We start from the raw sequence: 13,546 nt of genomic DNA, 5'->3' as shown, positions 1-13,546 counted from the left end.
TTGATAAAATAGAAAATGGTGTTGAACAAAAGGAGTTGGGATGTATGGGTAAAACAAAAGATAATTTAGTTGCTACATATTCCATTGTTGGGTTGGATCCGAAAACAGGCGAAATTGGTGTAGCCACACAATCAAAATTTTTAGGAGTCGGAGCTGTCGTTCCATGGGTGAAAGCAAATGTAGGTGCAGTTGCCACACAATCGTTGGCAAACACAAGCTATGGACCTAGAGGACTACAAATGATGGAGGAAGGAAAAACGCCACAAGAAGTGTTGGATGAATTGGTAAAAGACGATCCAGATGCATCGCTTCGACAAGTTGGAGTGGTCGATTTTAGTGGACGTTCAGCTACTTTTACTGGAGATGATTGCTACGATTGGGCTGGCGGCAAATCAGGCAAAAATTATGCTGCTCAAGGAAATATCTTAGTCAGTGAAGAAACGGTTACCGCGTTGGCAGATACGTTTGAATCGACGGAAAGGAAACCACTAGCTGAGCGATTGTTGGCCGCTTTAGAGGCTGCACAGCAAGCAGGTGGCGATAAACGTGGTATGCAATCGGCTGCTATTTTAATTGAAAAAGAAAAAGGTGGATACGGTGGGTATAATGACCGGATGTTGGATCTTCGTGTCGACGAGCACACATCACCAATTAAAGAATTGACACGAATTTACCGATTATATCAGTTATATTTCAACCGAACGAAAGAAGGAAACATCGTTCCAATTGATTCAGAACGAAAGCAAAAGATAGCTGAAGTATTGGTGAAACAAGGTTATTTAACAAATTCATCAGTTGATGATCAATCATTTTATGAAGGATTGACGAACTATATTCATACGGAGAATTTTGAAGAGCGTGAATAAGAACAAGGAAAAATTGATTTGGAAGTTTATGAGTATATGATTCAATCGTAAAATTATAAAACAGTTGAATAGTAAACTTTTGGATTGATCTGTCGGCTGAACATTTACGATAATCAGGTATATTATGATTTTTAATCAGAGCGGAAATCCGAAAACTTGCCAAATTTAAGATTGTATCAAACGGTACTAGGCTATAGTAGGTACCGTTTTTATTTTTGGAAAAAAATGTTGACTAACTGTATCGTGAGGCGATATAATAAATATACAGTGTATCGTCAGACGATATAGTTAGGAGTGAAAGAAATTGACTAATCAACTAGAACCTCCATTGACTGAGACGGTGTTTTATATTTTATTAGCTGTCAGGAAACCGCTTCATGGTTATGGAATTATTCAGGAGGTTGAGGAGATTACGAACAAGAGAATTCAATTAGGACCTGGAACGCTATATGGTGCAATCAAATCATTAGTTCAAAAAGAATTGATCGAGTTAGTTAATGAAGATCTCAAAACACGACGAAAAGAATATTTATTGACTGAAAAAGGCCTCATCCTATTGAAAAAAGAGCTAAAACGATTACAGGAATTACTTCAAAATGGCACCGAAAAATTGGAGGTTTCGATCAATGACGATGATAAAACGAAGGATCTTTATTAATTATGAAAAAGAAGAAAAGTGGTTAAATGAGATGGCTCAAAAGGGCTACCATCTCGTGAAGTATTCATTGACAAAATACACCTTTGAAGAAGGAGAAGCGGGTAAATATATCTACCGAATCCAATATGTTGGAAATAATACGGATGAAGAAAACGAGGAATATTTTCAAATTATGAAGGATAGTAACGTTGAATTGATTACCTATGCAATGAATTGGGCAATTTTTCGTAAAAAAACAGAAGATGGACCATTCAATATTTTTTCAGATTACGCGTCAAAAATTCAACATTATTATTCAATCAGTAAAATGCTTGGCATCTTGACTTTAGTGAACTTGTTTCTGGCCTTTTTGAATATTTCTTTTCAGACGAAGTTGAATATATTTGTTTCGATTTTCAGTTTCAGTGTCGTCCTTCTTATGCTGGTAACCATGGGATATTATTTGAAACAAGCCAAAAAGCTATCCGCTAAAAAAGAAAATCTATAACCCCAATGACGGACCTCGGATGGCATAATAAAATAAAACCATACGTTGTCAAACATTGCATAAAAAATATCATTAACAAATTTTATTTCCTTCTATCTAATTCATCAAGTTTCGGACGCATTAAATTCCGTTGTCTCTACTCACGCACCTAACCATCGATGAATAATATTGATGGAGGGGTGATGAGTAAAGTGAATGATCTTCATATTGAAACGGCAGATCAGTGGGTACGCATCCAAATGAAGCAACCAACAGTTTTTAATAATTTTCGATTTTACTTAGATGGTCAATATAAGGCATCGATTTTCAACGGTCAGGAGATTTATTTGGTTAACACTTCAGCCAGTGTTTTAACGATCGTTATGACAGAAAGTAGTTGGCGAGAACGAAAAGACGTTGTTTTCCATTATTGGTTAACAGCTCAGCGAGACGAACCAACTGAATATTTGCCAGGCGATATACTTGTCGCTAGCGACAATGTAAACGAGAAGTTGACTGGGTTTGTTGGTCATTCAGCGATTGTTATCAATCAAAATGAGTTGATCGAATCGCCTGGAGGTACACCGGCCATTGTGAAAGACACGATCGAACAATTCAAGATGAAACACCCTGAGCATGCTCATTTTCGACCTGTGAGTAGCGAAATGGGTGAGAAAGCTGCAGACTATGCAATCAATTATGAAAAAGAGTACAAGAAAAACTTGGATGAGGGAAATCCATCTCCGAAGTACTCTTATTTATCTACCCAGGATCTGACCGACCCGTGGGAATATATTTATTGTTCGAAACTAGTTTGGTTGGCTTATTATTATGGTGCAGATTACGAGATCGAAAATGACTTTCTATGGATGTCCCCGGAAGACCTATACACACAATTATCCAAAAACGAAGACTTTGAGAAACTAAACGAAAATGAGAATATGAATTTTTTAATTAATACGTAAAAAAACAAAAAGACTAATCAGACTGACCGAGAGTTTCCAGAGAGTCTGAATTCATTATGTAACTGTTTATCTAACTGCTTATGAATCAATTATTCTCGAACTACCATCGACCATATGCGACTCACTTTCTCAATATTTTCATGTATATCCCAAAATTCACTCTATTAAAATTGTAGAATTTTCTGTATAATAGAACTACAGCTAAGATTGACAACAATAGAGAGGGGACGAGAAGTGTTCAAAACAAAAAGAAGAAAACGTTGGTTTATTAGTGGGTTGGTCGTTTTCACCCTACTCGTCACAGCTAGTATCGTGGCAAGTAATTTTTTCTATAACCTAGCGATTAAACGAGAGGTGAAAACATACTTGCAAGACAACGAGGATTTAGTCGTATCTGCAGAAACAATGGATGTATTTCTGACGGGGTCTTGGAGGAGTTGGTTTAGCCAATCGGATTTTAAGCCAATGGAAATCGAATCATTTGATGGGCTATCACTTCGAGGCTATTATTTGGAAGCGGAAGAGCCGACAAATAAGACAGTCGTTTTTGCACACGGGTACTTAGGTAAAGCGAGAGATATGGCGCTTTACGGACAATATTATTATGAAGACTTAGGATACAATATCTTTACAGCAGATTTGCGAGGACATGGTGAAAGTGAAGGCGAATACATAGGGTTCGGTTGGCATGATCGGCTTGATTACTTGGATTGGATCGATGAGATTATTGCCATGCAAGGACCGGACACGGAAATTATATTGCACGGCTTATCAATGGGTGGGTCAACCGTATTAATGACGAGCGGTGAAGAGCTGCCATCCAATGTAAAAGCAGTCGTCGCTGATAGTCCATTTTCTAGTACATACGATTTATTCGATTATCAAATGGAGCAAATGTTCAATCTTCCGGACTTTCCGTTATTGCCAATTACAAGTAAGATCACGGAAATGCGGGCTAATTACTCTTTATATGATGCATCAGCTTTAAACCAAGTAGAACATGCAGAGCTACCGATTTTATATTTACATGGTGGCAAAGATACCTTCGTACCGACATCGATGGCTCAAGAACTTTATGAAAATACTCATAGTGAAGCGGAAATTCATATTTTTGACGAAGCGAGCCACGGAGAGGCAATCGTTATGTATGAAGAAGAATACTTAGATACACTATATACGTTTATTGAAAAACATATAGATTAATCATTGAAGTCAGGAATGGAATGTTCCTGGCTTCTTTGGTTGCTTGAACTGTTAGAAACATGAAATCCTCGATGATGTTTAGATTGAAGTAAGTAAAGGCAATATAATAGAGGAAACAATAGAATTTTATATAATGGGGTGTTGTTTTGAGTGAACATCAGTTTCATGCCGATCACGCACATTTTTTAATGAGTGAGGAACGAAGAAAAGCATTACCACCTGAAAAAGTGCTTTTGGATCTTGATTTACAAGAGAAAGATAAAGTGGCTGACTTAGGATGTGGAAATGGATTTTTCACCATTCCAATTGCCAAGCAAACAACCGAGATGGTTACAGCAGTAGATGCGCAGCAGGCGATGCTGGATCAACTGCGTGTAAATATTGAAGCGGAAGATTTATCAAACGTTCGTTATTTACTTAGCCGGTTGGAAAAAATCGAACAACCGGATGAATCGGTCAATAAAGTACTCGCGGCTTTTGTGTTACATGAAGTCGATGATTTAGATCAAACCTTATCGGAAATAAAACGGATCTTAAAACCTGGCGGTAAAGCACTGTTATTGGACTGGAAAGCAAAAGAGACCGAATCAGGCCCTCCGCTTCACATTCGTATTCCTGAGAGTGATTTAATGAAAAAAGTCGAAGAGATTGGTTTTGATTTGAAGGAAGTTTCAGTTAGTGAAAATCATTATGGCGTACTGGCTGAATTACCAGCTGATGAATAAGCAGAAAAGCAGCTTACCCGTTTATCAATCGTGTAAGCTGCTTTTTATGTGAAGCCGTTGAAAAATTGCTGGAACCCGTCGATAAATCGTGCAAAGCCGCCGAAAAACTGCGTGAACCCGCCGATAAATCGTGCAAAGCCGCCGAAAAACTGCGTGAACCCGTTGATAAATCATGCAAAGCCGCTGAAAAATAACGTCAACCCGTCGATTAACTACCTCCAGCCGCTCAATCGATCACGACGGTAGAAGACTAGTCTTCTGATTTACTCGTTTGAGTGACTTCTCTTCTTCGTGCGTACTTTCCACCAAATGAACCCTCCAGCAATCAGGAGTGGAATTAAAATAGGTGAAAGTCCAACTAAAAAGACTACGAATCCTGAACCGATTGTAATGAGGAAATTAACTGTATTCATAAATAAACTTTGAGCTTTTTCTCCGGTATTTAAGTCGTCCCTACCTTGTAATTCGGAAACTTTCACTTGGTTTTCTTGAATATTAATCGTGATCGTTGAGAATGCAACTTGATTGTCCAGATAATCCATGCGTCCTTTAATTCGTTCAATGTCTTCTTGAACAGCAGATAAATCGTTGGATATTTTCAATAAATCTTCTGTCTTTTTTGCTTGGTCCATAAATGTGAGCAATCTTTCTTCCACAGCCTCTTTTGAGCGAAGCCTTGATTCTAAGTCAACGTACTCCTCACTTACGTCCTGACCATTCGAAACTTTTTCCATCACTTTAGCCGAGTTCTCTTCTGTGAATTGCATCATTTCTTCATAATGCTCTTGCGGTATACGTAGTTGGATTCGCCCATGTCGGCGTTCGCCTTCTCCTGATACGTATTCTTCAGAACTGACGACATACCCGCCGAGCTTGGCAACTTTCGTTCGGATCGTCTCATTCATCGTTGTCAGATCATCAACTTCTACTTGTATGTGACCTGTATAAATAATCATTTGTACATCAGGAAGCTGATTTTTTACAACTTGCTCGTCTTCTTGCGCAATTTCTTGCTCGTGACTTTCTTCTGCTTCGCCCTCAAAACCGAGAGCTTTTTCTTCGGTAGCTTCATCGTTTGCCATTTTGTAACTTGCATCTTCTGCCATATCGGTATCTGCGTCGTTTAAAGCTGAAGGTGAATCACTTGAACAAGCAGTGATAAATACAGCAAATCCAATCAGAAATAATTTTAAAGAATATCTTATCAAATGAATGACCCCCATCGTCTCATTTGCAATATTAGACGTAGCTTAGGTGGAAATGTTACAACTAAATGGTTGAGGATTATTGACAAAGGGAATTCAACGAACAAAAGGGATTGGAAGGGTGCCAGATGAAAAAGAGACATGTTGTACAAATAATTCTCGTACTCCTATTTATATTATTTATATATTCATTCAATCAACGTTTATTAACAATATCACCGGAAACCATTCGGACATTTATCTATCAAGCCGGTTGGTTAGCTCCGTTGTTTTATATTGTCTTATATGCAGTTAGACCGTTCGTCCTCTTTCCAGCATCTATTTTTTCGATAGCTGGCGGACTTGCGTTTGGTGCGCTCTTTGGCTTTATTTTTGCATTAATCGGCTCGGTTGCCGGTGCTTTTACAGCTTTTATCGTCGCAAGGAGGTTTGGGCAACGGGCCATTAATGCCAAACTGAAGGGAAAGTTAGAAGATTTAAGCAACCGGTTTGAAGAGAAGGGGTTTATGTATATACTGGTTCTCCGGTTAATGCCAATCGTCAACTTTGATTTGATCAGCTACTCAGCAGGGATTTCAAAAGTTCGATTAACTGATTTCTTGAAAGCTACGACAATAGGGATTATTCCTGGAACGATTGTCTATAACTTATTGGGTTCAAGTATTGTCAGCGGCAGTCCGGTCAAAATGGCCTCGGTCGCTATTTTGTATTTCTTAATCGTTATTATTCCGTTATTATGGAGACGGACAATCATGGAAAAAGTAGAAAAACGTAGTGAATCGAAAACAGGATAATGGAGGAAATATGGATGCAACAATTACGACAACATTTACAGCGAATCAATCAAAAGAGCTATAAAGCTTATAAAGATATTGCCAACACTTATACTTTTCCTGAGTTTCAACTCGCTATTGATTACGTACAGGGTGATCCTTTTGCGGCACCATCGAAAATTCGGTTGATTTTCTCAAAAGAACAGTTAGGCATTGAAAGTAGCTGGTTTGAGACGAAACGAAGAAAAATTTATGTGGAAGATGTTATGAATCGTTCCGTGAATCGTGCTATTAAGCAGTCGAAAATAGCGGTACGTGGAAGCGGGAAAAGCGGAAAAGTTGAAATCGACGCTCCTGATCAAGTGATTTTAGAACGAGCGGCCGTCCAACTGACACCAAATCAGGGGACCATTTGTCTATCCATTGGATTACCAGCTAATGGGCGACGAATCAACGGGAAGGAAGCAGAAAAATTATTTTTCGATGCATTGACGAAGATCGCGAAACAGTCCGTACTTTCATTGGATAAGAAAAAAGTGATTGAAGCGATCCATCTGGCTGATCAACATGATGCTTTGCGGCAAAAAATGCATGAAGAAGGTTGGATTGCTTTTGTTGCGAACGGTTCCATTCTTCCGAGAAAGAGCGGTGTTAGTACGAAGCCGATGAATAATGCCATCCCTTTTCAAAGCCCGACAGAAAATGAGGTCTCCGTTCAACTTCCACATCGGAGTAAACCCATCAAAGGCATGGCAATTAAAAAAGGGATTACGTTAATCGTCGGTGGTGGTTTCCATGGAAAAAGTACGTTATTACAAGCACTTGAAGAAGGTGTCTATGAACATATTGCTGGTGACGGACGAGAGTTTGTTTTAACCGATCCAACAGCGACAAAAATCCGCGCAGAAGACGGGCGAAGCATTACAGGCGTGGATATTTCACCATTTATCAATGACCTGCCAAACGGTTCATCAACTGCAAATTTTTCGACAGAAAATGCGAGTGGAAGTACGTCACAAGCAGCTAACGTTGTAGAAGCATTGGAAACGGGAGCGAATACACTTCTAATTGACGAAGATACAACCGCAACGAATTTTATGATTCGAGATCAACGCATGCAGCAATTAGTCGCAAAAGAAAAGGAGCCGATCACACCATTTGTGCATCGAGTGAAATCTTTATTTGATGAGAAAGGCATTTCAACGATTCTAGTCATGGGAGGATCCGGAGATTATTTCCAAGTTGCGGATGAGGTCATTATGATGGATCAATATTATCCGAAGAATGTGACGAACAAAGCGAAGGATATAGCTGGAGAGCCTTTAGGTAGTGCCAAACCATTGGAATTCCAACAAAATCGCGTACCAAACTTAGGTGGACTGCAATCAATGCTCGGTCATAAACCAAAAGTCCAAGCAAAGGGTAAGGATACCATTTTATTCGGGAAAAATCCGATTGACCTCAGTTTAGTTGAACAAATTGTCGATGTTTCCCAAACCAGAATGATTGCAAATGTGTTAAAATATATGGCGTTAAAGAAAACAAATGAACAGAAATCCATCTCCGAGTGGCTGGATTGGATTGAACATCAAATAGATGAAAAAGGTTTAAGTTTCACCCAAAAGAATACAAATGAGCATCCGGGTGAGCTAGCTCGTCCACGACGGATGGAACTAGCTAGTGCGCTTAACCGGCTTCGTGAGTTAACCATGTGAAAAGCGAATAAATTCAAATGATAATAGAAAGGAGGAGTGGTCATGGACTTTAATCAATTGAAACAAGAATTACTAGAATACGGGGCTGAAGTAAACATCCAAAAGATCGGATTTGCTTCTGCGGATACTTTCGATACGTTGAAGCAACGATTATTAGTTCAACAATCGCTCGGTTATCAGTCAGGATTTGAAAAGGGTTCGATTGAAGAGCGGACCACTCCTACCAAGCTGTTACCAAAAGCACAGTCGATTATATCGATTGCGATTGCTTATCCTTCAAGAATGAAAGATGCGCCGAAAAGCCGTAAAGGAGATCGACGCGGCTTTTTTGCCAGAGCTTCTTGGGGTAAAGATTATCATGATGTTTTGCGAGAAAAATTACGTTTATTGGAAGAATTTTTACATCAGAAGGTCGAAGGTGTCGCGACAAAAGCGATGGTTGACACCGGTGAATTGCATGATCGTGCAGTTGCTGAACGTGCGGGCGTTGGATTTGTCGGGAAAAACTGTGCTTTAATAACTGAAGAATACGGTTCCTATGTTTACTTAGGCGAACTCATTACCAACATCCCATTTGAGCCAGATCAACCCGTCGAGGATGGGTGCGGTGATTGCAATATTTGTGTCGATGCTTGCCCGACTGGAGCTTTAGTTGAGGGAGGTCAATTGAACGCCTCTCGCTGTATCGCGTTTCAAACATTGACGAAAAGCTTTCTACCTGATGAATTCCGTTCAAAACTAGGCAATCGTCTCTATGGCTGTGATACATGTCAGCTAGTTTGTCCGAAAAATAAAGGAATGGATTTTCATTTGCATGAAGAACTGGAACCAGACCCTGAACTGGTGAAACCGCGTTTGATACCACTGTTGACAATATCGAATCGAGAATTCAGAGAAAAATTCGGCTACATGGCCGGCTCTTGGCGTGGTAAAAAACCTTTACAGCGGAACGCCATTATTGCCTTAGCGCATTACCGCGACGAAACAGCAGTTGATACGTTGAATGACTTAATGCACAAAGATCCACGACCAGTCATTCGAGGAACTGCTGCATGGGCAATTGGTAAAATTGGAACAATGGAAGCAAAAGAGCTGATTGAAGCAGCGATGAAAAAAGAGACAGATGAAGATGTTTTGGAAGAAATGAACAAAGGCATAGCATTAACAAAACAAGAACGTGCGATATAATAAAAGAGACTGCGCCAGAAGAAGGAACGAGTCGCCACATTTGTCGGGCGGCTCGATACGTTTATCGAGCGGTTGGCGGCATTTGTCGAGCGTTTCGCCGGCGTTTGTTGAGCGGTTGTCGGCATTTGTCGAGCGGTTCGCGGCGTTTATTGAGCGGTTGTCGTCGTTTGTCGAGCGGTTGGCAGTGTTTATCGAGCGGTTGGCAGTGTTTATCGAGCGGTTGTCGTCGTTTATCGAGCGGTTGTCGTCGTTTGTCGAGCGGTTGTCGTCGTTTATCGAGCGGTTGTCGTCGTTTATCGAGCGGTTGTCGTCGTTTGTCGAGCGGTTGTCGTCGTTTGTCGAGCGGTTGGCAGCGTTTATCGAGCGGTTGGCGGCATTTGTCGAGCGGCTCGCAGTGTTTATCGAGCGGCTCCACATGTTCACCGGGCGTCACGCCTCATTCGATGGCTGGTCTCCTGCAAATTCTTTGACGTACGCGGAGATTACAACGAAAGGCCATTCAAATCGAAAGCGACAAGATCAAAGACAGTTTAGTAAAAAATCCGAACGGCGATTCATAAATATGCGAATCGGTTCGGATTTTTCATTAGCGAATTATTTTTCCGAAGTGGTAGTCGAGATTTCGGCTATGCTGATTGTATGTATGCGTAAATCCCAGCCTCTTAATTTTTATTTTGAAGTGGCGACTATACGGAAGGGGGATGAAAATGTCAGCTAATTCCTTGGTCATTCGAGAAATTGATTCGCCAATTGGCAAACTTGTATTAGGTGGACAGGCAAACACGCTATATTTTATTGAACACGGCTCTTTAGAGGAAAAAATGGACTGGATTGATCAATGGAAAAATAGAAATCTACCAAAAGTCCCTTTGCATACAGATGATCAAGCGTTCCAGCAGACGATCGAGGAACTCAACCAATATTTTTTCCATCAAAATAAATCTTTTACGACGCCAATGGTATTATTTGGAACTCCTTTTCAACAAAAGGTGTGGAAGGCACTTTGTTCCATTCCTTATGGTGAAACCGCGACGTATAAAGAAATTGCACAAAAGATCGACAACCCAAAAGCGGTCCGAGCGGTTGGCGGTGCGATTAATAAAAATCCATTATCCATTATCGTTCCATGTCATCGGGTGATTGGTGCGAATAAAAAATTAACAGGATATCGTGGAGGATTGGACCGTAAAGAGAAACTTCTAGCAATTGAGAATGTGGATGTACAATAAAAGTTGTGTTGGGCGCTTTGAACAAAAATAATTACCACTGATAATTACAACATAAATTATGATATAATATTTCCGTTCAACTAAGCTTAAGAGGTGTATATATTATGGGGTTACATATTGTTTTATATCAACCAGAGATTCCAGCGAATACAGGAAATATTGCTCGGACGGTGCTTGCAACAGGGACGGAGTTGCATTTGATTCGTCCACTTGGATTTTCAACTGAAGATAAAATGCTGAAGCGGGCTGGATTGGATTATTGGCATGACGTAAATATTCACTACTATGATTCGATTGAAGAATTATACGAAACTTTCCCGACAGGCAGTTATTATTATATAGAAAACTTTGGCACCAAACATTATACTGATTATGATTTCAGTGATCGGGAAGAAGAGATATTCTTCGTATTCGGAAGGGAAACGGACGGAATTCCGACAACATTGCTCGAAGGAAAAGAAGATCGCTGTTTGCGGATTCACATGAATGACAAGGTGCGGTCACTTAATTTGTCAAATACGGCAGCAATTATCGTATATGAAGCACTCCGCCAACAAGGTTTTCCGAATTTAACGTAAGGCAAATAAAAACACCAGCCATCGAATCAATTTCGATGGCTGGTGTATTTTTTCATAATGGAAATTAGCGTTTTGCTTCATAACCTGATGCGAAGATTGAAACAAGAAATGTAATACATACGCCAATAATTAGTGCGAGATTCATGTAGCATCCACCTCTTCTTTAAGCATACTTTATGATTTGATTATAGCTGAAATTTATTCAGTTGTGAACTATAACCCAAAGAAAAGTCAAATAAAGTTCGTGAAATTCTTTACACTATTCATGAAAAGAAACGATTCGCATGGAATAAAGTATAGAAGAGTCTTTATTGAAGGAGGCTTACGATGACAACAGATTCGCTTACATTAGAAACATATGTTGAAGAAATATTGCAAGGAAACATTATTCCGCGGACGAGTCATGAGCGGCTTTATTTGGCGATTCAGGATGCGATGAAAAAGAATAAACATCGACAGCTCTTTGGCATGAATGAATTGTTGCAACAGTTAATCGACCGTTATTTCCGTCCTGCAGCAAAAGGTTATGATGTCCGTAAAAGGATGCTCGTGCTGGTCGGCCCGCCTGGAAGTGGGAAATCAACGTTAGTCCAATTTCTCAAAAAAGCATTGAGTGACTTTTCGACCACAGACCAAGGAGCAGTTTATCGAATTTTGGGTTGTCCACTCAATGAAAATCCACTTCATGCACTGCCAATACCTATTCGAAATACAATTAAACGTGTTACTGGCTACGAAGTTCGTGGTGAGCTCTCACCATTAAATTTACATAAACTTACCGTCGAATGGGAGGGTGACTGGCGAAAAATTCCTGTCGAACGAATGACAATTTCAGAAAATGAACGAAGAGGAATTGGCACTTTCCTACCAGGCGATCCACAAGTACAAGAAATTTCTGATTTAATGGGAGAGGTGGATTTTTCGACAATTACAACTTATGGATCGCAATCCCACCCATACGCTTACCGATATGACGGAGAACTTCAAGTAGGAAATCAGGGCATTTTGGAATTGCAAGAACTGTTTAAGCTATCGCCAAAATTGCTCTATCCATTGCTATCTGTCACAGAAGAACAGCAATATAAAATTTCCCGCCAAGCAATGATTCATAGTGACTTAATCATTATTGGTCATAGTAATCCTGAAGATTTTCAACAAATTATGACGTCATCGGAAAATAAGCCTTTGACGAGCCGAATGATTCTCCAACGTGTTCCTTATAATCTAGATCTCAGTGAAGAGGTGAGATTATATGAAACAAAATTAACGGAAAAAGACTTATCACGTATTCAACCATTTGCTTTAGAATCACTTGCTGCTACCGTTATTTATTCCAGAATGCATTCGAGCCGGCAAGAGATCACGAAGCTTGAAAAAATTTCGCTTTATCAACATAAGCTACCTCCTTATGAATCGTTGAAACAAGAATTCAATGAAGAAGGTATGGAAGGGTTAGATTCTAGGATTATCTTTCATATCCTTTCAATTGTAATGACGAGTCGGAAAGGGATCGTGACTGCTGAACAGTTACTCGACTTACTCTCACACGAAGTGAATACTGATCTAAGACTGCATGCGACAGAAAAAGAAAAATTTCAAACAGCAATCAAGCAAGGGAAGCGATATTTCTACATGCAACTTGAACGCTTTCTTTTAAGGAAGTTCGCTGAGCAGGAGGAAGAATTCGTAGAAAGGATTACACAAGATTACCTCAATCGAGATAATAGAAACGATGACGAATTTCTAACCGTTATTCATGAAAACTTCGTTCGACAAAATATGACGGTTCAGCTCAAAGATTTACCGGAAAAAGTGAGAGAATACGTCTGTCGGAAGAGTATAAAACTATGGGTGTATAAATATGGTAACTTAAGTGATTGGTATGAACGGAAATTATTGCCGAAACTTTCAAAAAAAGAACTTCAATTTCAAACTAATTTGGAAAAAATTATTAAAAATTATACGCACAGTTAAT

Annotated in this window: 14 protein-coding genes; 13 read left to right on the top strand and 1 reads right to left on the bottom strand. The window is 39.6% G+C overall.

The genetic code is table 11. The annotated features are described in order from the left end of the window. The first annotated feature begins 44 nt into the window (after positions 1 to 44). From KQ486_RS07000 to KQ486_RS06975, 6 genes are all read left to right on the top strand, one after another. Entirely contained in the window at positions 45 to 866 is an 822-nt protein-coding gene (locus KQ486_RS07000) for a DUF1028 domain-containing protein (protein ID WP_144163880.1), read from the top strand. Positions 867 to 1,170: 304 nt separating this feature from the next. Beyond that, a complete protein-coding gene (locus KQ486_RS06995; protein WP_144163881.1) occupies positions 1,171 to 1,524 on the top strand; it encodes a PadR family transcriptional regulator in 354 nt (117 codons plus the stop codon). After that, positions 1,493 to 2,011, top strand: coding sequence for a DUF2812 domain-containing protein (locus KQ486_RS06990; protein WP_186278691.1), 519 nt, complete (start codon positions 1,493 to 1,495; stop codon positions 2,009 to 2,011). The genes KQ486_RS06995 and KQ486_RS06990 overlap by 32 nt, the downstream gene beginning before the upstream one ends. 182 nt (positions 2,012 to 2,193) lie before the next feature. Further along, a complete protein-coding gene (locus tag KQ486_RS06985) occupies positions 2,194 to 2,955 on the top strand; it encodes a hypothetical protein (RefSeq protein WP_216687155.1) in 762 nt (253 codons plus the stop codon). A gap of 234 nt (positions 2,956 to 3,189) precedes the next feature. Continuing rightward, complete coding sequence (locus KQ486_RS06980; protein ID WP_274236910.1) at positions 3,190 to 4,158, top strand: alpha/beta hydrolase; 969 nt, start codon at positions 3,190 to 3,192, stop codon at positions 4,156 to 4,158. A gap of 146 nt (positions 4,159 to 4,304) precedes the next feature. Continuing rightward, the gene (locus KQ486_RS06975) at positions 4,305 to 4,883 is read left to right on the top strand and encodes a class I SAM-dependent methyltransferase (protein ID WP_216687154.1); all 579 of its coding nucleotides are present in this window, start codon (positions 4,305 to 4,307) and stop codon (positions 4,881 to 4,883) included. Between the two features lie 263 nt (positions 4,884 to 5,146). Here the strand turns inward: KQ486_RS06975 and KQ486_RS06970 are convergent, their stop codons facing one another. Continuing rightward, positions 5,147 to 6,091 (bottom strand): DUF4349 domain-containing protein, encoded by a 945-nt coding sequence (locus tag KQ486_RS06970; protein ID WP_186278602.1) that lies wholly within the window; start codon positions 6,089 to 6,091, stop codon positions 5,147 to 5,149. Between the two features lie 125 nt (positions 6,092 to 6,216). Between KQ486_RS06970 and KQ486_RS06965 the strand changes: the two genes are divergently transcribed. From KQ486_RS06965 to KQ486_RS06935, 7 genes are all read left to right on the top strand, one after another. Further along, on the top strand, positions 6,217 to 6,882 hold the full coding sequence (locus KQ486_RS06965; protein ID WP_144162585.1) for a TVP38/TMEM64 family protein: 666 nt from the start codon (positions 6,217 to 6,219) through the stop codon (positions 6,880 to 6,882). Between the two features lie 14 nt (positions 6,883 to 6,896). Then, positions 6,897 to 8,576, top strand: coding sequence for an ABC-ATPase domain-containing protein (locus KQ486_RS06960; protein ID WP_216687153.1), 1,680 nt, complete (start codon positions 6,897 to 6,899; stop codon positions 8,574 to 8,576). A gap of 42 nt (positions 8,577 to 8,618) precedes the next feature. Continuing rightward, positions 8,619 to 9,764, top strand: coding sequence for a tRNA epoxyqueuosine(34) reductase QueG (queG, locus tag KQ486_RS06955; protein ID WP_144162589.1), 1,146 nt, complete (start codon positions 8,619 to 8,621; stop codon positions 9,762 to 9,764). Between the two features lie 82 nt (positions 9,765 to 9,846). Continuing rightward, positions 9,847 to 10,482 carry a hypothetical protein gene (locus tag KQ486_RS06950; protein WP_216687152.1) on the top strand — a complete coding sequence of 212 codons (636 nt, stop codon included), beginning with the start codon at positions 9,847 to 9,849 and terminating at the stop codon, positions 10,480 to 10,482. Next, positions 10,472 to 10,993 carry a methylated-DNA--[protein]-cysteine S-methyltransferase gene (locus tag KQ486_RS06945; RefSeq protein ID WP_216687151.1) on the top strand — a complete coding sequence of 174 codons (522 nt, stop codon included), beginning with the start codon at positions 10,472 to 10,474 and terminating at the stop codon, positions 10,991 to 10,993. Before KQ486_RS06950 ends, KQ486_RS06945 begins: the two co-directional genes overlap by 11 nt. Positions 10,994 to 11,097: 104 nt before the next feature. Beyond that, positions 11,098 to 11,571, top strand: a complete 474-nt coding sequence (trmL, locus tag KQ486_RS06940) for a tRNA (uridine(34)/cytosine(34)/5-carboxymethylaminomethyluridine(34)-2'-O)-methyltransferase TrmL (protein WP_144162595.1) — start codon at positions 11,098 to 11,100, stop codon at positions 11,569 to 11,571. A 327-nt stretch (positions 11,572 to 11,898) separates the two neighbouring features. Beyond that, positions 11,899 to 13,545, top strand: a complete 1,647-nt coding sequence (locus KQ486_RS06935) for a P-loop NTPase family protein (protein ID WP_216687150.1) — start codon at positions 11,899 to 11,901, stop codon at positions 13,543 to 13,545. Position 13,546: the final 1 nt, after the last annotated feature.

It is taken from the genome of Allobacillus halotolerans (genome assembly GCF_018967645.1).
Taxonomy (GTDB): domain Bacteria; phylum Bacillota; class Bacilli; order Bacillales; family Alkalibacillaceae; genus Allobacillus; species Allobacillus halotolerans.
Note: the sequence above shows the minus strand (reverse complement) of the source record. Positions and strands in the feature narration are given on the sequence as shown.